Annotated in this window: 20 protein-coding genes and 1 tRNA gene; 9 read left to right on the top strand and 12 right to left on the bottom strand. The window is 72.2% G+C overall.

The window, feature by feature from the left end; genetic code table 11:
• Positions 1-172: 172 nt before the first annotated feature.
• Complete coding sequence (gene erm, locus ABZ807_RS06430) at positions 173-1,003, top strand: ErmE/ErmH/ErmO/ErmR family 23S rRNA (adenine(2058)-N(6))-methyltransferase (RefSeq protein WP_357153587.1); 831 nt, start codon at positions 173-175, stop codon at positions 1,001-1,003.
• 19 nt (positions 1,004-1,022) lie between these two features.
• Here erm and ABZ807_RS06425 read toward each other — a convergent pair whose 3' ends face one another.
• The gene (locus tag ABZ807_RS06425) at positions 1,023-1,214 is read right to left on the bottom strand and encodes a DUF2795 domain-containing protein (protein WP_357153585.1); all 192 of its coding nucleotides are present in this window, start codon (positions 1,212-1,214) and stop codon (positions 1,023-1,025) included.
• 82 nt (positions 1,215-1,296) lie between these two features.
• On the opposite strand from ABZ807_RS06425, the gene ABZ807_RS06420 reads away from it, so the two are divergent.
• Positions 1,297-2,553 (top strand): erythromycin esterase family protein, encoded by a 1,257-nt coding sequence (locus ABZ807_RS06420; protein WP_357153583.1) that lies wholly within the window; start codon positions 1,297-1,299, stop codon positions 2,551-2,553.
• A 25-nt stretch (positions 2,554-2,578) separates the two neighbouring features.
• On the opposite strand, the gene ABZ807_RS06415 is transcribed toward ABZ807_RS06420, so the two are convergent.
• From ABZ807_RS06415 to ABZ807_RS06405, 3 genes are all read right to left on the bottom strand, one after another.
• On the bottom strand, positions 2,579-4,762 hold the full coding sequence (locus ABZ807_RS06415; RefSeq protein ID WP_357153581.1) for an MMPL family transporter: 2,184 nt from the start codon (positions 4,760-4,762) through the stop codon (positions 2,579-2,581).
• A 13-nt stretch (positions 4,763-4,775) separates the two neighbouring features.
• On the bottom strand, positions 4,776-5,336 hold the full coding sequence (locus tag ABZ807_RS06410) for a helix-turn-helix domain-containing protein (RefSeq protein ID WP_357153579.1): 561 nt from the start codon (positions 5,334-5,336) through the stop codon (positions 4,776-4,778).
• 77 nt (positions 5,337-5,413) lie between these two features.
• On the bottom strand, positions 5,414-6,025 hold the full coding sequence (locus tag ABZ807_RS06405) for a helix-turn-helix transcriptional regulator (protein WP_357153577.1): 612 nt from the start codon (positions 6,023-6,025) through the stop codon (positions 5,414-5,416).
• Between the two features lie 57 nt (positions 6,026-6,082).
• On the opposite strand from ABZ807_RS06405, the gene ABZ807_RS06400 reads away from it, so the two are divergent.
• From ABZ807_RS06400 to ABZ807_RS06390, 3 genes are all read left to right on the top strand, one after another.
• Positions 6,083-7,282 carry an NAD(P)/FAD-dependent oxidoreductase gene (locus ABZ807_RS06400; protein ID WP_357153575.1) on the top strand — a complete coding sequence of 400 codons (1,200 nt, stop codon included), beginning with the start codon at positions 6,083-6,085 and terminating at the stop codon, positions 7,280-7,282.
• 147 nt (positions 7,283-7,429) lie between these two features.
• Complete coding sequence (gene ligD / locus ABZ807_RS06395) at positions 7,430-8,389, top strand: non-homologous end-joining DNA ligase (RefSeq protein ID WP_357153573.1); 960 nt, start codon at positions 7,430-7,432, stop codon at positions 8,387-8,389.
• Positions 8,390-8,414: 25 nt separating this feature from the next.
• Entirely contained in the window at positions 8,415-9,122 is a 708-nt protein-coding gene (locus ABZ807_RS06390; protein WP_357153571.1) for a class I SAM-dependent methyltransferase, read from the top strand.
• Positions 9,123-9,217: 95 nt separating this feature from the next.
• Here ABZ807_RS06390 and ABZ807_RS06385 read toward each other — a convergent pair whose 3' ends face one another.
• The 8 genes from ABZ807_RS06385 to ABZ807_RS06350 form a co-directional block, all read right to left on the bottom strand.
• Entirely contained in the window at positions 9,218-10,456 is a 1,239-nt protein-coding gene (locus ABZ807_RS06385) for an ROK family protein (RefSeq protein WP_357153569.1), read from the bottom strand.
• Between the two features lie 111 nt (positions 10,457-10,567).
• Positions 10,568-11,668 (bottom strand): sugar-binding protein, encoded by a 1,101-nt coding sequence (locus ABZ807_RS06380; protein WP_357153567.1) that lies wholly within the window; start codon positions 11,666-11,668, stop codon positions 10,568-10,570.
• 51 nt (positions 11,669-11,719) lie between these two features.
• Entirely contained in the window at positions 11,720-13,018 is a 1,299-nt protein-coding gene (mmsB, locus tag ABZ807_RS06375) for a multiple monosaccharide ABC transporter permease (RefSeq protein WP_357153565.1), read from the bottom strand.
• Entirely contained in the window at positions 13,015-14,562 is a 1,548-nt protein-coding gene (gene mmsA, locus ABZ807_RS06370; protein ID WP_357153564.1) for a multiple monosaccharide ABC transporter ATP-binding protein, read from the bottom strand. Before mmsA ends, mmsB begins: the two co-directional genes overlap by 4 nt.
• A gap of 427 nt (positions 14,563-14,989) precedes the next feature.
• Positions 14,990-15,061: transfer RNA gene (locus tag ABZ807_RS06365), tRNA-Arg, on the bottom strand.
• Positions 15,062-15,136: 75 nt separating this feature from the next.
• The gene (locus tag ABZ807_RS06360; RefSeq protein WP_357153729.1) at positions 15,137-15,832 is read right to left on the bottom strand and encodes a winged helix-turn-helix domain-containing protein; all 696 of its coding nucleotides are present in this window, start codon (positions 15,830-15,832) and stop codon (positions 15,137-15,139) included.
• A gap of 190 nt (positions 15,833-16,022) precedes the next feature.
• A complete protein-coding gene (locus ABZ807_RS06355) occupies positions 16,023-16,691 on the bottom strand; it encodes a DUF305 domain-containing protein (protein ID WP_357153562.1) in 669 nt (222 codons plus the stop codon).
• A 12-nt stretch (positions 16,692-16,703) separates the two neighbouring features.
• Complete coding sequence (locus ABZ807_RS06350) at positions 16,704-17,507, bottom strand: DUF3105 domain-containing protein (protein WP_357153560.1); 804 nt, start codon at positions 17,505-17,507, stop codon at positions 16,704-16,706.
• Positions 17,508-17,604: 97 nt separating this feature from the next.
• Between ABZ807_RS06350 and argS the strand changes: the two genes are divergently transcribed.
• The 4 genes from argS to thrC all read left to right on the top strand — a co-directional run bounded on the left by argS (position 17,605) and on the right by thrC (position 23,202).
• Positions 17,605-19,269 carry an arginine--tRNA ligase gene (argS, locus tag ABZ807_RS06345; protein ID WP_357153558.1) on the top strand — a complete coding sequence of 555 codons (1,665 nt, stop codon included), beginning with the start codon at positions 17,605-17,607 and terminating at the stop codon, positions 19,267-19,269.
• 61 nt (positions 19,270-19,330) lie between these two features.
• Positions 19,331-20,716, top strand: a complete 1,386-nt coding sequence (gene lysA / locus ABZ807_RS06340) for a diaminopimelate decarboxylase (RefSeq protein ID WP_357153557.1) — start codon at positions 19,331-19,333, stop codon at positions 20,714-20,716.
• A gap of 8 nt (positions 20,717-20,724) precedes the next feature.
• A complete protein-coding gene (locus ABZ807_RS06335; protein WP_357153727.1) occupies positions 20,725-22,038 on the top strand; it encodes a homoserine dehydrogenase in 1,314 nt (437 codons plus the stop codon).
• Positions 22,039-22,152: 114 nt separating this feature from the next.
• Positions 22,153-23,202 (top strand): threonine synthase, encoded by a 1,050-nt coding sequence (gene thrC, locus ABZ807_RS06330; protein WP_357153556.1) that lies wholly within the window; start codon positions 22,153-22,155, stop codon positions 23,200-23,202.
• Positions 23,203-23,302: the final 100 nt, after the last annotated feature.

Here is a 23,302-nt window from a genome sequence, read left to right as displayed (position 1 = left end):
GTGCCGCCGCGCCCCTGACCCGCTGCATCTCGCGGTCAGCGGGCGGCGCATGTCCGCGCCCGCGTCCCACGCCGAATCTCCAGGGTCGTCCGAGTCCCGATCCGATCGGACAGGCCCGCCGTGCGCTGCCTGTCCGTACCCGTCGCCGACCGGCGACAGACAGGACGATCCCGTGGCGCCCCGCCGATCCCGCACCACCGCACGCGACCGGTCCCGTCGCGTACTGTCCCAGAACTTTCTGACCGACCCGGCCGCCGTCGCGCGGCTGGTCAAGGCCGCCCGACCCGGCCCAGACGACCTGCTGCTGGAGGTCGGCGCCGGGCGGGGCCAGCTGACCCGTCCGCTCGCCGCGCGGTGCGCGCGGCTGGTCGCGTACGAGGTGGACCCGGCCGCCGCCCGTGACCTGGCGGCACTTGCCGCACAGCTGCCCCAGGTCAGCTACCGGCAGGAGGACTTCCTCGCGGCGCCGCCACCGGACGAGCCGTTCTCCGTGGTCGGCAACATCCCCTGGTCGCTGACGGCCGCGGTGGTCCGCTGGTGCCTGGCCGCGCCCGGGCTGCGGGCCGCGACGCTGCTCACCCAGCTGGAGTACGCCCGCAAGCGCAGCGGCGACCACGGGCGGTGGAGCAGGTTGACCGTGCTCACCTGGCCCGAACACCACTGGCGGCTGGCCGGCCGGGTGCCCCGTACCGCGTTCCGGCCGGTGCCCGGCGTCGACGGCGGGATCCTGCGCGTCGAGCGCCGGCCCGAGCCGCTGCTGCCCCCGGCGGCGCTGCCGGCGTACCGGAGGATGGTGGAGCTCGGCTTCGGCGGAGCCGGCGGCTCCCTCGCCGCCTCGCTGCGCGCGGCGCACCCGCGCCCCCGGGTGGACGGCGCGCTGCGGGCGGCCCGGCTGGACCCGGCCACGCCGGTCGGGCTGGTCTGGCCGGAGCAGTGGCTGGTCCTCTTCCGCCTGCTGCACGCCCGCGACCCGCGCGGTCGGTACCCGTCCACGGTCGCCTGAGACACGGCTCCGCCCGGGCTCAGGCGAGCGTGGCGAGCGCCTCGTGGAGCTCGGCGGGGTCGTTGAACTGCTCGGCGGGCAGCGCCCGCAAGATCTGCAGCAGCTCGGTGCTGCCGCCGTTCTCCTGACCCCAGCGGACCAGGTCCTCGCGGGAGACCGGGTAGTCGAGCCCGGCCAGGTGGTCCTGCAACTGCGCCCCGGTGACGGTCATGCCGCCCGGCTACCCGCCCCGCGCGACATGACACCGCCGAGGGTCCCGGTTTGCCCGCCGACCCGCCGGGTAGCCGGGCGGCATGCTGGTTCAGCGGCTCGGCACGCCGAGCGACTTCGACCCGTTGCTGGCGCGTGTCCGGGACGCGCGAGTGGTGATGATCGGGGAGGCGACGCACGGCAACCACGACTACTACCGGCTGCGCGAGCAGTTGACCCGTCGGCTCATCGCCGAGCAGGGCTTCTCCTTTGTGGCGGTGGAGGGCGACTGGCCGGACTGCGACCGGGTGAACCGATCGGTGACGGGCGCTCCCGGCGGCGCGGCGGATCCGCGTACCGCCCTGGAACGCTTCGAACGCTGGCCCACCTGGATGTGGGCGAACGCCGAGGTGAACCGGTTCTGCCGCTGGTTGCGGGCCTGGAACATGGAACGGTCGGCGGGGGAGCGGGCCGGCTTCCACGGGTTGGACGTCTACAGCCTGTGGGAGTCCATGCAGGCCATCTTCGACTACCTCGGCGAGGAGGACCCGCGGTCGCTGGAGGCGGCGCAGGACGCCTACCGGTGCTTCGAGCCGTACGGCAAGCAGGTCGAGGAGTACGGCGCGGCCAGCCGGTTCGTCTCCGCACGCTGCGAGGAGGAGGTGGTGCGGCTGCTGGCGCGTACCCGGGCACACGCCGCGGCGGACGGGCCGGACGCCTTCGCGGCCTGGCAGAACGCGGAGGTGGTGTTCGGCGCGGAGCGCTACTACCGGGCGATGGTGCGAGGCGGCCCGGAGTCGTGGAACGTGCGGGACATCCACATGACGGACACCCTGGACCGCCTGCTGGAGCACTACGGCCCGGACTCGCGGGGGATCGTCTGGGCGCACAACACCCATGTCGGCGACGCCCGGGCCACCGACATGGCCGCCGACGGGATGGTCAACATCGGCCAGTTGGGCCGGGAGAGGCTGGGCCGGGACGCGGTCGCGCTGGTGGGCTTCGGCGGCTACCGGGGGACGGTCGTCGCCGCGCCGCGCTGGGGTTCCCCGGCCGAGGCGATGGTGGTGCCGCCGGCCCGGGAGGGTTCGGTGGAGCGGCGGCTGCACGAGCTGATGCCGGAGCGGGCGGTGCTCGTCTTCGGCGGTGCGGACCAGCCGGACTGGATCACCGACACCACCGACCACCGGGCGATCGGGGTGGTCTACGACCCGACCTTCGAGTCCTGGGGCAACTACGTGCCGACCCGGCTGGCCGACCGGTACGACGCGTTCATCTGGTGCGACGAGACCACCGCCCTGCACCCGCTGCCCGCGCTGAGCGCCATGGGCGAGATGGAGACCTACCCGGCCGGCGTGTAGACCGGCCGGGCAGGTCCGGCGACCGTCAGGCGTCGACCGGTTCCCGGTCGAGATGGGCCCGCAGCCCCTCACCCTCGATGTCCACGTTGGGCAGGGCCCGGACCAGCCAGCGGGGCAGCCACCAGGCCGTCCGGTCGAGCAGCGACATCACCGCCGGCACGATGGTCATCCGCACCACGAAGGCGTCGATGGCGACGCCGACCGCGAGCGCGAAGCCCATCGACTTGATCACCGGGTCGTCGAGGAAGACGAAGCCGCCGAACACCGAGATCATGATCAGCGCGGCGGCGGTGACCACCCGGGCGCCGTGCCCCATCCCGTTGATGGTGGCCTGGCGGGCGGTGTCGCCGTGCACGAAGTCCTCCCGCATCCGGGAGACCAGGAAGACCTCGTAGTCCATGGCCAGTCCGAACAGGATGCCGATCAGCAGGATCGGCAGGAAACTGATCAGCGGGCCCGGAGTGTCCAGCCCGACCAGGTCGGCCAGGTGCCCCTGCTGAAACACCGCGACGGTGATGCCGAAGGTGGCGGCCACGGTGAGCAGGAAGCCCAGTGCCGCCTTGACCGGCACCAGGATCGAGCGGAACACCAGCATCAGCAGCAGGATCGACAGCCCGACCACGAGCAGCAGGTAGACCGGCAGCGCGTCGGAGAGCTTCTCGGAGACGTCGATGCCGATCGCGGTGACGCCGGTGAGCAGCACCTCGGCGTTGCCGATCGAGCCGACGCCGGCGCGGATGTCGTGGACCAGCGTCTCGGTGGCCGCGTCGGTCGGCCCGGTCTTCGGGATGACGCCGAGCAGCGCCGTCCGGCCGGACGGGTCGACCTGCGGTGGGGCCACGGCCAGCACGCCCTCGGTGCGCTGGATCAGCGCGGTGACCTGCGGTACGGCCGCTGCGGTGTCCTGCGGCGAGTCCGCGGTGACCACCACGGCGAGCCGGCCGGTGAAGCCGGGCCCGAAGCCCTCCCGGATCAGGTCGTTACTGACCCGCGCCGCGCTGCCCTCGGGAGCGGCGGCTGCGTCCGGCAGGGCCAGCCGCATGTCCTGGGCGGGCAGCGCGAGCAGCCCGAGGCCGAGCAGGCCGACCAGGATGACCGGCAGTCGCAACCGGGTGACCCAGTGCGCCCAGCGGAACCCGAAGCCGGAGCGGTCCTCGGCGGGCGGGGTGTCGCCCTCGGCGGGCGCGGCCCCGGCTCGGCGCGACCTGCGGGGGAGCACCCGGCGGCCGGCGAAGCCGAGCAGGGCCGGCTGGAGGGTGATCGCGACCAGCACCGCCACGGTGACCGTGCCGGCGGCAGCCAGGCCCATCACGGTGAGGAAGGGGATGTTGACCACGGCGAGGCCGGCCAGCGCGATGACCACGGTGGCGCCGGCGAAGACCACGGCGGAGCCGGCGGTGCCCACCGCCCGGCCGACCGCCTCCTCGGGTTCCAGCCCGTCGAGCAGGTTCTGCCGGTGCCGGGAGGTGATGAACAGCGAGTAGTCGATGCCGACCGCCAGGCCGAGCATGAGGGCCAGGATGGGCGCGGTGCTGGTGAGGTCGACCGCGCCGCTGAGCGCGTACAGGCCGGCCATGCCGACGGCGACGCCGATCAGCGCGTTGAGCATGGTCATGCCGGCGGCGACCAGCGAGCCGAACGTGACGATCAGGACGATCGCCGCGACCACCACGCCCAGCGCCTCGGTCGAGCCGACCTCCGGCTCGGCGTTGAGCACCTCACCGCCGGGCGCGACCTGCCAGCCCTGCGCCTCGGCCTGCGCGCCGACCTTCTCGTACGCGTCGCGCTGGTCGTCGGTGACCTCGTCGGCGCCCGTGGCGAACTGCACCTGGACCAGGGCGTACCGGCCGTCGGGGGAGATCGCCTGGACCTGGAACGGGTCGACGGCGCCGACGACGCCGGGCAGGATCGCCGCCTCCTGCACGACCCCCTTGACCAGGGCCTGCCCCTCGGGCGTGCCGAGCTGGCCGTCCGCGGGCGCCTTCACCGCGATGGTCCCGGTGGCGCCGCTGGCCGCGGGGAACCGCTCGGCCAGCAGGTCCAGCGCCTGCTGCGACTCGGTTCCGGGCATGGTGAAGTTGCTCGCCGTCGGGCCGCGCAGGGTCGCCGCGGCGAGGCCGAGGCCGACGAGTACGACGAGCCAGACGGCGACGACGAGTCGCCGGCGGCGCAACGAGGCCCGGCCGAGCCGGTACAGCAGGGTCGCCATCAGATCCTTGTCCTCATTCGGGGGTGGATGGGTCGAGCGGCGCCAGCGCCCGTGCGGCGATCGCCAGCAGGGCGGGGCGTAGCTCGTCGTCGGGCACGTCGACGAACTCGGCGCACGCCTCCGGCACCCCGGCCAGCACGACCATCGCCGCGATCCGGCCGCCCGGGCCGTCGCCGTGCCCGGCGAGCGCGTCGAGTAGCCGTTCGGAGATGCGCTGGACGTGGGCGAAGGCCGGCTGCGCCAGCAGTTCGGGAAACTCGCCGCGCAGCAGCGCGATCTCCCGGCGGAAGCGGACCGCGAGGTCGACGAAGCCCTCGGCGGCGACGCGCTGGGCGTCGGCGCCGTGGCGGGCGGCGATCCGCTCGTCGAGCTGGCGCAGCACCTCGATCGGCTTGGCCATCAGCTCGGCGAGCAGCGCTTCCTTGCTGGCGAAGTGGTAGAGCACGGCCGCCTTGGAACAGCCCACCTCGCGGGCGATGTCCTGCAACGAGGTGCCCTTGTAGCCGGTCACCGCGAACCGCCGGGCCGCCGCGGCCAGGATCTCGCCGTGCGTCTGCGGGGTGGTCCGTGCCATGCGTTCCAGCATGCCTGACCGATCGGTCAGGCCCTGACCGATCGGTCAGACGCGTCGGGTGGCGTTCGCCACACCCGTCACCCGTCGGCGGTGCCCGCCGCGCCGGTCCAGCCGGCCAGCCACTCGCCGGACCAGGTCAGCGTGCCGGCCCGCAGGTCGGCGGCGAGCCCGCGGACCCAGTCCAGTTCGGTACGCAGCAGCGCCAGCCGGTACTCGTCCTCGACCAGGAACAGCCGTGGCAGGTCGACGGCGGCGAGTACGGCCTCGCGTTCGCGCAGCCGCGCGGTCAGCGCCTCGGCGCGTCGTTCGAGCTGCCGGGCGGCCTCGGCCGGCGGCAGTAGCGGCAGGAACGACAGCGCGGCGGGGAACTCGGGGAACTCGCGCGCCGGGGTGGCGAGCGCCTCGACGAGCCAGCCGTCGAGCGTCCGCCGGCCGGCGTCGGTCAGCTCGTAGACCGTGCGCTCCGGCCGCCGCTCGTCCCGGGCGGTGTGGCTGACCCGGACCAGCTCGTCCCGCCGTAGCCGCTCGATGGCCTGGTAGATGCTGTTGCGCTGCGCGACGTTGACCACGTCCTGCTTCTCGCGCTGCTGGATGACCTGCTGCATCCGGTACGCGTGCATCGGCTCCTCGACCAGGAGGGCGAGCACCATCATCGCCAGCGGTGAGTGGCGGTGTGCGCGGGCGGCCATCTCCTCACCCTAGGTCACCATCTTCCCCGCAATAGTCATTCTATGTATAGTCATTACATGACTATGGCACTGATCATCGGCGGCGGCATCGCCGGCCCCGTCGCCGCCCTCGCCCTGCGCCGCGCCGGCATCGAATCGGTGGTCTACGAGGCGTACGAGCGGGACGCCGTCGGCGTGGGCGCGTTCCTCACCCTCTCGGTCAACGGGTTGGACGCGCTGCGGGCGGTCGGCCTGGACGAGCTGGTCGCAGGCCTCGGCCACCCCACTCCCCGGATGGCGATGTTCAACCACAAGGGCCGCCGGCTGGGCGAGTTCGGCACCAGCGGCACCCGCACCCGTGGGCGGGGCAGCACCACGGTGAAGCGGTCCGACCTCTACCGGGCGCTGCGCGACGAGGCCGTCCAGCGGGGCGTGCCGATCGTGCACGGCGCCCGCCTGGTGGCGGCCGAGTCGACCGGGGCGGGCGTGCGGGCCCGCTTCGCCGACGGCCGGAGCGCCGAGGGCGATCTGCTCGTCGGCGCGGACGGGTTGCGCTCGCGGACCCGGCAGATCATCGACCCGGCGGCGCCCGCACCCCGGTACGTGCCGCTGCTCAACGCCGGCGGCTTCACCCGTGGCCTGGGGCTGTCCGGCGAGCGCGGAGTGATGAACATGATCTTCGGCAGGCGGTGCTTCTTCTGCTGGATGGCCGTGGGCGACGACGAGGTCTGGTGGTTCGCGAACCCGCCCCAGCCCGAGGAGCTGACCCCGGCCCAGCTCGCCGCGATCGGACCGGACGCGTGGCGGGCCCGGCTGCGCGCCCTGGTCGCGGACGACGCCGGCCCGGCCCGGCGGATCATCGACGCCACCGACCGGATCGAATACGGCTGGCCCACCTACGACCTGCCGTCGGTCCCCACCTGGCACCGCGACCGGATGGTCGTCATCGGCGACGCCGCGCACACCGCCGCCCCCTCCTCCGGGCAGGGCGCGGCGATGGCGTTCGAGGACGCGGTGGTGCTGGCCCGATGCCTGCGCGACCTGCCCGACGTCCCGGCCGCGTTCGGCGCGTACGAGCGGCTGCGCCGGGGGCGGGTGGAGCGGGTGGTGGCGCAGGGGAAGCGGACCAGTGGCACCAAGGTCGCCGGCCCGGTCGCCCGGGTGCTGCGCGACATCGCCCTGCCCATCTTCGCCAACCGGATGGCGAAGAACGACGGGGCCTCGCTCGCCTGGCTGTACGACCACCACGTCGAGTGGGACGCGACGGCCGACGCCTGAGTCACCCCCCCGCCCTGGTCACCGCCGCGCTGCTGGTCACCCTGGTCGCCGGACCGGACGGCAGCCGGGTCGACGCCGGAACCGGCGTTCGCCGGCTGACCGCCGCGTCGGCTTGCGGCGGGCCGGTGCAGCCGGGAAGGTGAGCTGATGAGCGGGGCGGAGGAGACCCGGGACGGGGTCGGGCTGACCAACCTGGACCAACCGCTGCTCGCCGGCGGTGACGTCACCAAGCGGGATCTGGTCGACTACCTGGACGCCGTGCGCGAGCGGATCCTGCCCGGCCTGCGGGACCGGCCGCTGTCGGTGATCCGGCTGCTGCGCGGGCAGGACCCGTTCATACAGAAGAATCTGCCGAAGTACACCCCGGACTGGGTGCGCCGCACCTCCGTCTGGGCGGAGGCGTCCCACCGGCAGGTGTCGTACGCGCTCTGCGACGACCGGCGCACCCTGCTCTGGTTCGCCAACCAGCGGGCGATCGAGTACCACCCGACGCTGGGCACCGTGGCGCGCCCCGAGCACCCCACCTGTCTGGTGCTCGACCTCGACCCGCCGGAAGGGGAGCCGTTCGGGCTGGTCGTCCGGGCCGCCGCCCTGGTCCGGCAGGCGCTCGCCGACGTCGGCCTGGCTGGGGCGGTGAAGACCAGCGGGGCGAAGGGGGTGCACGTCTTCGTGCCGCTCGACGGGGCGACCACCGCCGAGGAGGCGGCCGCCGCCACCCGGGCCCTCGCCGTGCACACCGAGCGGCTCGGCCCGGCCCTGGCCACCACCGCCTTCATCAGGGAGGACCGGGGCGGCCGGGTCTTCGTCGACCCGACCCGGGCCGGCGGGGCGACCGTGGTGGCCGCGTACAGCCCACGGGTGCGGCCCGGCCTGCCGGTCTCCTTCCCGGTGGCCTGGGACGACCTCGACGGGGTCAGCCCGGCCGACTTCACGGTGCGGACCGTGCCGGCGCTGGTGGCCGACCGGGACCCGTGGGCCGAGGCGCTGCCTGCGCCGCAGCGGCTCCCGGCCGACCTGGTCGCCGAGGGGCGGACCATCCCGGTGGCCCGGGTGCAGGCCATGCACGAGGGGAAACGCCGGGCCCGGGCCCGGCGGGGGGCCGGCTGACCCGGGTCATGCCGACGATATGACGGTGCTGGTCGAGCTCCGGCCGGCGAACGAGTTGTCCAGGGGGTTTGCGGTGACCGCATACGACGCCGAGGTCCACGGCTACGGACCCCAGGATTACGACGCGCTCTACCGCGACACCGCCGATTCGGGCGGACCGCCCTGGGACATCGGCCGCCCGCAGCCGGCCCTCGCGGCGGTGCTCGACGGCGGGGTGAAGGGCCCGAAGGTGCTCGACATCGGCTGCGGCGCCGGTGATCTCGCGATCGCGCTCGCCCGCCGCGGCGACCAGGTGACGGCGATCGACATCTCGCGCGTGGCGATCGACATGGCCCGCGCCAAGGCCGCCGGCGAAGGCCTGACGGTGCACTTCGAGGTGCAGGACGCCACGCAGCTGTCGTTGCCTTCGGCGCCGTTCGACTCGGTGTTCGACTCCGGTCTGCTGCACAGTCTCCACCGGCGCGGCGGCGGCGCGGTGGACAAGTACCTCGCGCTGCTGCCGGGCCTCGCCGCGCCGGGCGCGACCGTCTTCGTACTGGCGGTTTCTCTCGCGGCGGGCCAGGGCTGGGGCGTGACCGAGGAGTTGCTGCGGGCGGGCTTCGCCGAGCCGCAGTGGGTCGACACGGAGATCGATGAGATCGACGTGGCCGCGGAGACCGGCGGCCAGCAACTCGCGCTGCCCGGCTTCCTGCTCCGGACGGTCCGCGCCCCGACACCTAGCCGCAAACGGTGACGGCCGGACCGGCTGGCCCGCGTCCGCGGCGAACGACAACGACGCTGGGGCCGACCAGTCAGACCCCGGCCCGGTGAACCTTCGAGGTGACGGCCCTACCCGGCGGCGCCGGCGTGCAGCGGGTCCGCCAGCAGCGTGTCGAAGGCCAGTTCGGCGGCGCCGATCAGGGCGGCGTCGGGGCCGAGCGCCGCCGCGCGCAGGTGCACGTGCTCCCGGCAGGGCGGCAGCACCATCGCTTCCAGGCGGTGGCGGACCGTGCCCGCGCCGGCGAGGTAGAGCTCGCGCAGCGAGCCGCCGAACACCACCGTGTTCGGGTTGATCACGTTGACCAGGTTCGCCACGCCGAAGCCGAGCCAGTCGGCGACCCGGTCCACGGCCGCCCGAGCCGTCTGCTCACCGGCGGCTGCCGCGCGGAGGACCTCGTGGACCGCCTCGGGCCCGCCCGGTTCCCTGCCGGCGTGCCGCAGCAGCGCCGCCTCGCCGATCTCGGTCTCCCAGCAGCCGCGCGAGCCGCACCCGCAGGGCAGGCCGTCCGGGTCGACCACCATGTGGCCGACCTTGCCGCTTCGCCCGCGGTGGCCGAGCACCAGCCGGCCGCCGCTGATGATGCCGGCACTGACGCCCCGGTCGCCGTGCAGGTAGACGAGGTCGTTGACGCCCGCCGCCACGCCCCGGACGTGTTCGGCGAGGCCGGCGATGTCGGCCAGGTCGCCGGTGACGAAGCCGGGGCCGGCCGGGAACTCCGCGCCGAGCGCGGCGTGCAGCGTCTCGTCGGCGCCGCCGATCCGGATCCTGCCGGCGCCGTCGCGGGTCGTGTCGACCACGGCGACCGCGCCGCCGGCCAGCAGCGCGTCACCGGGGACGGATCGTGCCATGTCGCGGAGGAGGTCGGCCAGCGGGCCGACGGCGTCCGGGGCCGCCATCCCGTCGGGCCGGTCGACCTCGCGCAGATCGAGGATGCGGCCGCCGAGGCCGACGCGGGCGGCGCGCAGCCGGTCCGCCTCGATGCTCAGCGCGTGCGCGTAGACGCGGCCGGAGCGCGGGCTGACCACGAGCGAGGGGCGGCCGGCGCGGCGGGCGGTGGTCGGCACCTCCTCGGTCACCAGGCCGGCGGCGGCGAGGTCGGCGGCGAGCGCGCCGATGGTGCTGCGGTTGAGGCCGAGCCGGCTGGTCAGTTCGGCGCGGGAGGTCGGACCGTGCACGTGGACGTGGCGCAGCACGGCGCCGAGGTTCTGCCGGCGGATCTCCTCCTGGCTGGCGCCGGGCGCCGAGGGCAGCGGGAGCTCCGGGTTGCGGCTCTGCCGGGGTGGGCCGGGCCGCATGGGTGTCGCCACGGTCAGGCCGCCTCCCGGGATCGATGATGCGTCGTCTGCCGGGAGGTACAACGAGGAAGGGTCCCGGAAGACGGACTTCCGGGACCCGACGTCGTGACTACCCTCTGGTGCTTACTTGGTGAACGGCGCGAGCTTCGGGTCGTTCGCGTACGCCTCGGCCGCGTTGGCCTTGGTGACGGCCACCGGCGGGAGCAGGTACGTGTCCACGACCTTGCTGCCGTTGTTGTAGGACTTGGTGTCGTTCACCTCGGGGGTGTTACCGGCCTGCAGGGCCTTCACCATCGCGATGGTCTGCTTGACCAGGTTCCGGGTGTCCTTGTTGATCGTCATGTACTGCTCGCCAGCCATGATCGACTTGACCGACTCGACCTCGGAGTCCTGGCCGGTGACGACCGGAATCGGCTTGCCGGCACCCTTGATCGAGGTGATGATCGCGCGGCCCAGGGTGTCGTTCGGGGAGAGGACGCCGTCCAGCTCCTTGTTGCCGTAGGTCGAGGTCAGCAGCTGGTCCATGCGGGCCTGCGCACCTTCGGCCTTCCAGCCCTGGATGGCGGTCTGCTTGACGTCGGTCTGCTTCGAGGCGACGACGACGTTGCCCTTGTCGATCTCCGGCTTGAGGACGTCCATCGCGCCGTTGAAGAAGACACCGGCGTTGTTGTCGTCCGGCGAGCCGGAGAAGAGCTCGATGTTGTACGGGCCGTTCGGCTTCTTGGCCTTCATGCCGTCCAGCAGGGCCTGGCCCTGGAGCTGGCCGACCTTGAAGTTGTCGAACGCGACGTAGTAGTCGAGGTCCGGGCTGTTGGTGATCAGCCGGTCGTACGCGATGACCTTCGCGCCGGCCTGGTGCGCCGCGGCGACCTGGGTCGACAGCTGCGCGGCGTCGGTCGCGCCGATGACGATGACCTTGGCGCCCTTGGTGACCATGGCGGTGATCTGGGCCTGCTGGTCGGCGACGGTGGTCGACGCGCCCGCGTACTGCACGTCGCTCTTGAAGCCGGCCTCCTTCAGGCCGTTGGTGAACAGGTCACCGGCGAGGACCCAGTTCTCCGAGGTCTTGGCCGGCAGGGCGACACCGATCAGGGAGTCGGCCGCGAAGCCCTTGGCCGGGGCGTCCGAGCCGCCGGACTCCCCGTCACGGCCGGAGCCGCAACCGGTCAGGGCCAGCGTCGCGATGGCGCCGATCGCCACCGTCTTGGCAAGAAGATTGCGCATGAGGAGGAAGTGCCCTTCTGCAGAGGTGATACGGGGGGAGGCCGGTGGCCGTCAGCCGGACACCGTCGTCGTGGCGGGCTCGCGCTCCGCGTCGGACGAGGACGTGGGTGTGGCGGGTGCGTCTCGGCGGAACGAGCGGGTGATGCTGCCGATGAGGGAGAAGCGCCCCTGGCTCTTGTTGTAGACGTCGAGCGCGACGGCCAGCAGCAGGACCAGACCCTTGATGATCTGGACGCGGTCGGTGCCGACGCCCAGGAGTTGCAGGCCGTTGTTGAGCACGGCCATGACCAGACCACCGACGATCGAGCCGCTGATGGTCCCGATACCGCCGGAGACGGCCGCGCCGCCGATGAAGACCGCGGCGATCGCGTCCAGTTCCCAGCCGTTGCCGTCCTGCGGACCGGAGGCCGCCGAACGGGCCACGAAGATCATGCCGGCCAGCGCCGCCAGGACCGACATGTTCATCATGACGAAGAAGTTGACCCGCTTGAGCTTCACGCCGGAGAGTTCCGCGGCCCGGGAGTTGCCGCCGACCGCGTAGATGTGCCGGCCGCCAGCGGTGTTGCGGGTGTAGAAGGAGTACGCCAGGACCAGCGCCACCAGGATGATGCCGGAGACCGGGAAGCTGGTGCCCACGCGACCGCTGGCGAAGCGCAGCGCGGCGAAGACGATCACGCCGACCATCACGGCCATCCGCAGCACCGAGATCCACATCGGCACCGGGTCGGCGTCCATCTCCCGGCGCGTCCTGCGGGACTGGAACTCCCGCCACACCACGGCCACGCACGCGGCCAGGCCGAGCAGCAGGGTCAGGTTGTTGTAGCCGGTGTTCGGGCCGACCTCGGGCAGGAACCCGGAGCCGATCACCCGGAAGCCCTCGGGCACCGGGATGGTGTTCGCGTTGCCGATGAACTGGTTGCCGCCGCGGAAGAGCAGCATGCCCGCCAGGGTGACGATGAACGCCGGCACCCCGATGTAGGCGACCCAGAAGCCCTGCCAGGCGCCGATCGCCGCGCCGATGGCGAGGCCGAAGAGGATGGCCAGGGGCCAGGGCAGCGACCAGTCCGCCATCGCCTTGGCGACCAGGATGCCGGCGAAGGCGGCCACCGAGCCGACCGACAGGTCGATGTGCCCGGCCACGATCACCATCAGCATGCCGATGGCCAGGATGAGGATGTACGAGTTCTGCTGGAACAGCGCGATCAGGTTGTCCGACCGCAGGGTCAGGCCGTCCGTCAGGATCTGGAACAGGACGACGATCGCCACCAGGGTGAAGATCATCCCGAACTGGCGGGCGTTGGAGGTGGTGCCTCCGAAGAGGTTCTTCTGCAGGTCCTTGATTCGGCTCATCGTGTCTGCATCTTCTTCGTCGAGGTCATCTGCTTCATGAGGGTCTCCGGGTCCGCGTCCTGCCGGTCGATCTCGCCGGTGATGGTGCCTTCGAACACGGTGTAGATGCGGTCGCAGAGCCCGATCAGCTCAGGCAGCTCCGAGGAGATGACGATGACGCCCTTCCCCTGGTCGGCGAGCCGCTGGATGATGCCGTAGATCTCGTACTTGGCACCCACGTCGATGCCGCGGGTCGGCTCGTCGAGGATCAGCAGGTCGGGGTCCGTGAACATCCACTTCGCCAGGACGACCTTCTGCTGGTTGCCGCCGGAGAGCTTGGAGACGCTCTCGTCGACCGTCGGGGCCTTGGTCCGCAGCTCCCTGCGGTACGACTCGGCCGCCTTGTACTCCGCGACCTCGTCGAGGACGCCGTGCCGCGTGATCTTGGACAGTTTGGCGGCCACTGTGGACGCCTTGATGTCGTCGAGCAGGTTGAGGCCGATCGCCTTGCGGTCCTCGCTGACGTACGCGAGCCCGTGGGCGATCGCGTCCGCCACCGACTTCAGCACGATCTCCTTGCCGTCTTTGATGATCGTGCCCGACTCGTAGACGCCGTAGGAGCGGCCGAAGACGCTCATCGCCAGCTCGGTGCGGCCCGCGCCCATCAGGCCGGCGAAGCCGACGATCTCGCCGCGGCGCACGACGAAGCTCTCGTTCTTGCAGACCTGGCGGTCGGCCGAGATCGGATGCCGGACGTTCCAGTCGCGGACCTCGAAGAAGACCTCGCCGATCTTCGGGGTGTGGTCCGGGAAGCGGCTGCTCAGCTCGCGGCCGACCATGCCCCGCACGATCCGGTCCTCGTCGACCCCGTCCGCCTGGACGTCCAGGGTCTCCACCGTCCGGCCGTCGCGCAGGATGGTGATCTGGTCGGCGATCGCCTCGATCTCGTTGAGCTTGTGCGAGATCATGATCGAGGTGATGCCGCGCGAGCGGAAGCCGCGCAGCAGGTCCAGCAGGTGCCGCGAGTCCGCCTCGTTCAGCGCGGCGGTGGGCTCGTCCAGGATGAGCAGCCTGACGTCCTTGGCGAACGCCTTGGCGATCTCCACCAGCTGCTGCTTGCCGACCCCGATGTCCTTGATCAGGGTGTCCGGGTCCTCCTGCAGGCCGACCCGGGCCATCAGGTCCAGCGCCATCCGGTTCGCGGACTTCCAGTCGATCACGCCCCGCTTGCGGGGCTCGTTGCCGAGGAAGATGTTCTCGGTGATCGACATGTCCGGGATGAGCGCGAGCTCCTGGTGGATGATGACGATGCCCGCGTGCTCGCTCGCCCGGATGTCCGAGAAGCGGGTCTGGGCGCCCTGGTAGCTGATGTCGCCGTCGTACGTGCCGTACGGGTAGACGCCGCTGAGCACCTTCATCAGCGTGGACTTGCCCGCACCGTTCTCGCCGCAGATGGCATGGATCTCGCCGGCGCGGACCACGAGATTGACGTCGGAAAGAGCCTTGACTCCGGGGAACTCCTTGGTGATGGAGCGCATCTCCAGGAGGATGGGGGCGTCGCTCATAGCTCGCTCCACCTCGCCAACGTCATGGATGCCTCCCGCTGGGTCCGGCTGTCACATGGTTTTGTTGCCTACCACAACTTATTCACGGACGGCGACGATCCGCAAGGTTCCAGGTCACCGGATTAGTCACAATCCGGCAATCTGGAGTTCACCCAGGTCGGCAGTGCGCCAGCTGTCCCCTCTTCTGGCCGGTGCCTGTGTCGCCGGTCGCACGCCCGCGGCGGGCCGCGCCTGTCGCCACAGTGGGCCGACGACCTGCGCGGACGGGTTCGCCCCTTGGGGGCGGATGATCCCGGCGCCCGGGGGCATCTCCGGTCCACCCTCGACACCGGTGAGCGGGGGGCGAATACAAAAATTCCCCGGCGCGTACGCCGGGGAATTTTCGTTCGTCATCTTGTCGCGGAGCCTGCTCCTGCGATGTGTGGTGTGCCCCCGGCAGGATTCGAACCTGCGCCCCCGCCTCCGGAGGGCGGTGCTCTATCCCCTGAGCTACGGGGGCTCAGCGACCCGAGAAGAGTATCAAACCCTGTCCGGGAACACCGAATCGGCACCCGCCGATCAACTCCGGATGGGATCAGGCGGCGACGAGGGCGCGGCCGCAGCTGGGCAGCGGGTGCAGGACGATGCGCCGGGGCAGGCGGCGCGGCCACTCGTTCTTCGGCCACGAGCCGTCCACGATCAGGTGCACGGTGCGCTCCTCGGCGCCGCTGAGCCGCAGCACGAAGTCGCGGGGGAGCGGCGCGTCCACGCCGGGCGTGGTCACCATGAACCGGACCCGGCCCCGGGACGACACCGCGGAGATCACGTCCGCGGCCGGCATGGTGCCGCGCAGGCGTACCCGGCCGATCCAGTAGACCTCGGCGGAGTGTTCCTGGGCGGCCCTGGTTATCGCCGGATACTCGCTGCGCACCCAGTGCTCGACCGCGCCGACGCAGAGCCCGCAGGCCCGCTCCCGTGGCTCCCGCGGACCCAACCCCCAGGCCCGCAGGTACGCCCCGACCGTGCCGGCGTCCATCGCCAGGTCGAACTGGCGCTGGATCAGCGTGGTCAGGCTCTGTCGGGTCCACAGCTCCTCGTCCAGCCCGAACTCGTCGGGGTGGACGCCCCGCAGGACGTCGATCAGTTCCAGTTCCTGTTCGCGGCTGAGCGTTCCGGGCTCGCCCTGCCGGTGTCCGCGACGGACGGCTGCCACCGCTCCGTCACCGCCGATGGTGTGGCGCCGGCACCAACTGGTGACCGAACGCCGCGCGTCTCTCAGTGCAACCCCCACGCCCTGCGCAACGAGCCCGAATCGCAACTGGTCACGATATGTAGGTAGAAAAGTCTCCAACAACCGCAATGGGTCAGAGCACTCAAAGAGTTCCAAACGGGCACACGCGCCCGGATCATCGGGGCCGGGACGAACGGAGGCCCGCGTCCGCCGGAGCGGTACGCGGGCCTCTGTGGCGCCGGGTGCCGGATCAGCCGCCCAGGCGCTTGAGGGCGTTCTGGAGGTTGACCAGATCCGTCTGCTGGGTGTTCTTCATGGTCTGGGCGACCATGCGGACGTCGTCGTCCCCGCCGTGGTCGAGGATGCCCTGGATCATGTGGATCCCACCCAGGTGATGCTTGATCATCATGCGCAGGAAGAGCACGTCCAGGTCGTGCCCCTGGGCGGCGCGCAGCTGCGCCATCTCCTGCGGCGTCGCCATGCCCGGCATCAGTCCGTTCTGGACGCTGTCCCTGCCGTCCGGCATCCAGGCCATCGCCGGCTGGGAACCGGTCGGGTCCAGCCCCCACGACCGCAGCCAGGTCTGCATGGTGCCGATCTCGCCCTGCTGGCCGGTGGCGATGTCGCCGCCGATCTGGCGTACCTCCAGGTCGGTGCCCTCCTGGAAGGCGATCAGCCCCATCTCCACCGCCTGCGCGTGGTGGGTGGTCATGTCCCGGGCGAAGCCCGCCTCGGCCGAGGTGTCACCCGGACGGGTGAGGCTCGGCGTCAGCAGGCCGCCCGCGTACCCGAGGAGGAGGCCGACCACGACGGCGGCGGCCACCGCCAGGATGCCGTAGCGGCGCGCGGGCCGCCGGTCACCGTCGCCGGTGACCGGGGTCTCGTCGGGTGCGCTCTGCGTCATCGCGGGTGCGGTCATCGGAAGCCCCTCTTACTGGGTCTGCATCTGATTGCCGTCACGCGGCGTGGTGCCGGTGGCCGTGATGCCCTGGCCGCAGTTGGCGTTCGGGCCCTCGACCGAGGCGTTGACGCGCAGCGTCTTGATGAAGTCGTCGATCCGGCTGTCGTCGGCCTTGTCGACCTTGAGCTGGTACCCCCAGGCCTGCAGCGAGATCGGCTTGTCCAGCCCCTCGAACGGGCTGAGCATGAGCTTCTCCTTGCCCTGGACCTTGCTCTTGAGCGTCGCCACCTGGTCGGCCGGCAGGTCGGGGCGGTACGTGATCCAGATCGCGCCGTGCTCCAGGCTGTGCACCGCGTGCTCGTTGGAGATCGGGGCGTCGTAGACGTCACCCATGCAGTTCTGCCAGGCCGCGTTGTGCGGGCCGGCGACCGGCGGGTTGATGTCGTACTTGATCGCGCCCTGCTCATGCTGGCCGCCCTGGACGAGCTTGGCGTCCTTCTCGCGGAAGTCGACGACGCCGGCGATGTCGGCGGCCCGCTTCTCCCACGACTTGGAGCCCTGGAAGGCCGCGTACCCGCCGTAACCGATGATCGCCGCGGCGAGCACGCCGACGGCCACGAAGAGCGCGATGGGGCCCCAGGCCCGGCCCTGGCTCACCTTGACCGGGGTGATCGGCTTGCGGGGGCCCTTGCCGCCCGAGGTCTGGCGGGGGGCGCCCGCCGACTTGTCGGCCCCGGGCTTGGCGCCGGACGCGGGCCGGCCGGCCGCCGGCTTCTTGCCGGTGCTGACCACGGTCGGACGGCGCTCCGGGCCGCCCGGGGTGCTGATGCTCATCGTGCCTCGTCAGGTCGGTCGGTCAGGGGATTGGCGGGCAGGGTGACGCGCAGGGTCGCCGCCGAGTGACCGAGTCTACCCCCGATAACATGGATTGGTGACTCCCGCAGAACTCGCCGAGGTCGTCCTCTCCGCAGCCCACGCCGTCTTCACCGAGCGGGGCCTGGACCCCGCCGCGCTCCCGGCGCGGACGGCGGTGGAGCGACCGCGCAATCCCGAGCACGGCGACTACGCCTCGACGCTGGCGTTGCAGCTCAGCAAGAAGGTGGGAGTCCCGCCGCGGGAGCTGGCCGCCGCGCTGGCCGACCAGCTCGGCCGCGCCCCGGGGGTCAAGTCGGTGGAGATCGCCGGCCCCGGCTTCCTCAACATCCGGCTCGACGCGGCCGCCGCCGGCCAGCTCGCCCGGGTGATCGTCGAGGCCGGCCCGGAGTACGGCCGCAGCGACGCGCTCGCCGGCCAGAAGATCAACCTCGAGTTCGTCTCGGCCAACCCGACCGGCCCGGTGCACATCGGCGGGGTCCGCTGGGCGGCCGTCGGGGACGCGCTGAGCCGGCTGCTGCGGGCCACCGGTGCCCAGGTCGGCACGGAGTACTACTTCAACGACACCGGCTCCCAGATCGACCGGTTCGCCCGGTCGCTGCTCGCCGCCGCCAAGGGCGAGCCGGCCCCGGAGGACGGGTACGGCGGGGCGTACATCGCCGAGATCGCCGAGGCGGTCCGGGGCATCCGCCCGGACGTGCTGGAGCTGGACGACGCCGCCGCCCAGGAGGTCTTCCGGGTCGAGGGCGTCACGCTGATGTTCGCCGAGATCAAGTCCTCGCTGCGCGGCTTCGGGGTGGAGTTCGACACCTACTTCAACGAGAAGGACCTGCACGACCGGGGTGAGCTGGACCTCGCCCTCAACCGGCTGCGCGAGCAGGGGCACATCTTCACCTCCGAGGGCGCGACCTGGCTGCGCACCACGGAGTTCGGCGACGACAAGGACCGGGTGCTGCGCAAGTCCAACGGCGAGTGGACCTACTTCGCCGCCGACTGCGCCTACTACCTCGACAAGCGCGAGCGCGGCTTCGAGCGGGTCGTGATCATGCTGGGCGCCGACCACCACGGCTACCTCGGCCGGATGCGGGCGATGGCCGCCTGCTTCGGCGACGACCCGGACCGCAACCTGGAGATCCTGATTGGCCAGCTGGTCAGCCTGGTCCGCGACGGCGCCCCGGTGCGGATGAGCAAGCGGGCCGGCACCGTGGTCACCCTGGAGGACCTGGTCGACGCGATCGGCGTCGACGCCTCCCGGTACGCGCTGGCCCGCTACTCCAGCGACTCCCCGATCGACATCGACGTCGAGCTGTGGACCCGGGCCACCCGCGACAACCCGGTCTACTACGTGCAGTACGTGGCCGCCCGGACGGCGAGCGTGGGCCGCAACGCGGCCGAGGTCGCGCTGACCCGGGGCGACGCCGATGCCTTTCGGGCCGAGCTGCTCGGGCACGAGAAGGAGAACGAGCTGCTCAAGGCGCTCGCCGAGTTCCCCGCGGTGGTGGCCACGGCGGCCGAGCTGCGGGGGCCGCACCGGGTGGCGCGCTACCTGGAGGAGCTGGCCGGGGCGTACCACCGGTTCTACGACAACTGCCGGATCCTGCCGCGCGGTGACGAGGAGGTCACCGACCTGCACCGGGCCCGGCTCTGGCTCAACGACGCGACCCGGGTGGTGATCGCCAACGGGCTGCGCCTGCTCGGCGTCTCCGCCCCGGAGAGGATGTGACCGTGAGCGCGAGGACTGAGCTTGCGAGCCCCGCAGTCGGGAACGAAGGGCGGAACTGACCGTGCGCGCTCATGAGGCCGGTGCCCTGCACGGCGACATCGGCAGCCGGGGGCCGGCGTGGCTGCGTACCCCGGTCGACGTCAACGCGCTGGTGCCGCAGCTCTGGCCGCGCAACGTGACGCGCGCGGCCGACGGCGCGCTCGCCGTCGCGGGCCTGGACGTCCGCGACATCGCGGCCGAGTACGGCACCCCGGTGTACGTCCTCGACGAGGGCGATCTCCGCTCGCGCTGCCGGGACTTCCGCGCCGCCTTTCCCGACGTCGACGTCTACTACGCGGGCAAGGCGTTCCTCTGCCGCGCGGTGGTCCGCATGATCGCCGAGGAGGGCCTGCACCTCGACGTCTGCACCGGCGGCGAGCTGGCCACCGCGCTGTCGGCGGGGATGCCGCCGGAGCGGATCGGCTTCCACGGCAACAACAAGTCCGTGGCCGAGCTGACCCGGGCGCTGGATGCCGGGGTGGGCCGGATCATCCTCGACTCGTTCACCGAGATCGACCGGCTCACCGCGCTGGCCCGCGAGCGCGGGGTACGCCCCGGCGTGCTGATCCGGGTCACCGTCGGCGTCGAGGCGCACACCCACGAGTTCATCGCCACCGCGCACGAGGACCAGAAGTTCGGCTTCTCCCTCGCCGGCGGGGCAGCCGCGGCGGCCGCCTTCAAGGTTCTCGACGAGGGCGTCCTCGATCTGCGCGGCCTGCACTCGCACATCGGGTCGCAGATCTTCGACGCCAGCGGCTTCGAGGTCTCCGCCCGCCGGGTGCTCGCCCTCCAGGCGCAGATCCGCGACGCACGCGGGGTGGAGCTGCCCGAGCTGGACCTCGGCGGCGGCTTCGGCATCGCGTACACCACCCAGGACGACCCGGCCTCGCCGCAGGAGCTGGCCAAGCGGCTGCGCAAGATCGTGGACGGCGAGTGCGCGGCGGAGCGGCTGGCCGTGCCGCACCTGTCGATCGAGCCCGGCCGGGCGATCGTCGGCCCGGCCGTCTTCACCTTGTACGAGGTCGGCACGGTCAAGGACGTCGACGGCATCCGGACGTACGTCAGCGTCGACGGCGGGATGAGCGACAACATCCGTACGGCGCTCTACGACGCCTCGTACTCGGCGACGGTGGCGAACCGGGCGTCGGCGGCCGAGCCGCTGCTCGCCCGCGTGGTGGGAAAGCACTGTGAGTCCGGGGACATCGTGGTGAAGGATGAATTCCTGCCCGCCGACGTGCAGCCCGGAGATCTTGTCGCGGTGCCCGGCACCGGCGCGTACTGCCGCAGCATGGCCAGCAACTACAACCACGTGCCCCGGCCCCCGGTGGTCGCGGTGCGGGACGGCCGGGCCCGGCTGATCGTCCGGCGGGAGACCGAAGAGGACCTGCTCGCTTTGGATGTGGGATGACGTCACCTGTGCGTTTGGCGCTGCTCGGCTGCGGGACCGTCGGCAGCGAGGTGGTCCGGTTGCTGCACGAGCAGTCGGCCGACCTCGCCGCCCGGATCGGCGCTCCGCTGGAGATCGCCGGCATCGCCGTACGCCGGGTCGGGCGGGACCGCGGCGACCTGCCGGTCGACCCGGCGCTGTTCACCACCGACCCGCTCGGGCTGATCAAGCGCGACGACGTGGACGTGGTGGTCGAGGTGGTCGGCGGCATCGAGCCGGCCCGGAGCTGGCTGGTCGAGGCGCTGCGGGCCGGCAAGAGCGTGGTCACCGCCAACAAGGCCCTGCTCGCCGAGGACGGCGCGAGCCTGCACGACGCGGCCGCCGAGGGCGGCGCCGACCTCTACTACGAGGCCTCGGTGGCGGGGGCGATCCCGCTGCTGCGCCCGCTGCGCGAGTCGTTGCACGGCGACCGGATCAACCGGGTCACCGGCATCGTCAACGGCACCACCAACTTCATCCTCTCCGCGATGGACGCCACCGGCGCCGGCTTCGCCGAGGCCCTCGAAGAGGCCACCGAGCTCGGGTACGCCGAGGCGGACCCGACCGCCGACGTGGAGGGCTTCGACGCCGCCGCCAAGGCCGCCATCCTCGCCTCGCTGGCGTTCCACACCCGGGTCACCGCAGCCGACGTGCACCGCGAGGGGATCACCGAGGTGACCGCCGCGGACGTGGCCAGCGCCAAGGCGATGGGCTGCACGATCAAGCTGCTCTGCATCGCCGCCCGGGGCGCCGACGCCCAGGGCCGGGAGACGGTCAGCGTCCGGGTACACCCGGCGATGATCCCGCTGACCCACCCGCTGGCCAGCGTCGGTGACGCGTTCAACGCGGTCTTCGTCGAGGCGGAGGCGGCCGGGCAGCTGATGTTCTACGGCCGGGGCGCGGGTGGCGCGCCGACCGCCAGCGCTGTCCTCGGCGACGTGGTGGCGGTGGCCCGCAACCGGCTCGCCGGGGCGCGGGCGGCCAGCGAGTCCGCGTACGCCGACCTGTCGGTGCGGCCGATGGGGGAGGCGCTGACCCGCTACCACATCAGCCTCGACGTGGCCGACCGTCCGGGTGTGCTGGAGGCGGTGGCCGGGGTGTTCGCCCGGCACGAGGTCTCCATCGCCACCGTGCGGCAGGGCCCGGCGGGCGGCGGGCCGGCCGGTCGGGGTGAGGATGCCGAACTGGTCATCGTCACCCACGTCGCGCCGGACGCGGCGCTCGCGGCCACCGTCCGGGAGCTGCGCGGGCCGGAGATCGTCCGCTCGGTGACGAGCGTGCTGCGGGTCGAGGGCGGGGCGTAGCCTCCCGTCCCGCCTGATGGTTAACCGGAGGTGTGCCGGCGGCCGGCCCGGGAGGCTGGTCCACGCTGGTAGGGGCCCCGACGCGACCGGGGTGGTCGAGGCGAGGAGAGCGACATGTGGCGGGGTCTGATCGAGACGTACCGGGACCGGCTGCCGGTCACCGACGCCACCCCCGTCGTCACCCTGCACGAGGGGAACACCCCGCTGCTGCCCGCGCCGGTGCTCTCCGCCCGGCTCGGTTGCGACGTGCACCTCAAGGTCGAGGGGGCCAACCCGACCGGCTCGTTCAAGGACCGCGGCATGACCGTCGCGGTCTCCAAGGCGGTCGAGGCCGGCGACAAGGCGATCATCTGCGCCTCGACCGGCAACACCAGCGCCTCCGCCGCGGCGTACGCGGCCCGCGCCGGGATCACCTGTGCGGTGCTGGTGCCGCAGGGCAAGATCGCGTTGGGCAAGCTGGCCCAGGCGCTGGTGCACGGGGCGAAGCTGCTCCAGGTCCAGGGCAACTTCGACGACTGCCTGTCGCTGGCCGCGAAGCTCGCCCAGGACTTCCCGGTGGCGCTGGTCAACTCGGTCAACCCGGACCGGCTGCACGGCCAGAAGACCGCCGCGTTCGAGATCGTCGAGGCGCTCGGCGATGCCCCCGACATCCACTGCCTGCCGGTCGGCAACGCCGGCAACATCTCCGCCTACTGGATGGGCTACGGCGAGGACGTGGCGGCCGGCAACGCCACCCGCGCCCCGAAGATGTACGGCTTCCAGGCCGCCGGCGCCGCGCCGATCGTCACCGGCCGGGTGGTGCACGAGCCGTCCACGATCGCCACCGCCATTCGGATCGGCAACCCGGCGAGCTGGACCAGGGCGGTCGACGCCCGGGACGCCTCGCAGGGGCTGATCGCGGCGGTCACCGACCGGGAGATCCTGTCGGCGTACCGGCTGCTCGCCCGGGAGGTGGGGGTCTTCGTCGAGCTGGGCAGTGCGGCCAGCGTGGCCGGCCTGCTCCAGCAGGCCGCCGCGGGCATGGTCCCGGCCGGCTCCACGGTGGTCTGCACGGTTACCGGGCACGGCCTCAAGGACCCGGAGTGGGCCATCTCCACCGCCCCCGCCCCGCTCACCATCGCCAACGACCCCCTGGCCGCCGCCCGCTCCCTGGACCTGGCCTGACCCCCCCCGGGGTCCGGCGGGTTGATCATGAGGTTGGCGACGGTGGAAAGCGCTCCCCGAGCCGGGCAATCTCATGATCGACAGGGTGGGCGGGGCGCGG

This window comes from Micromonospora sp. NPDC047548, assembly GCF_040642975.1.
Classification (GTDB): Bacteria; Actinomycetota; Actinomycetes; order Mycobacteriales; family Micromonosporaceae; genus Micromonospora.
This window is presented reverse-complemented; position numbering and strand designations above follow the sequence as displayed.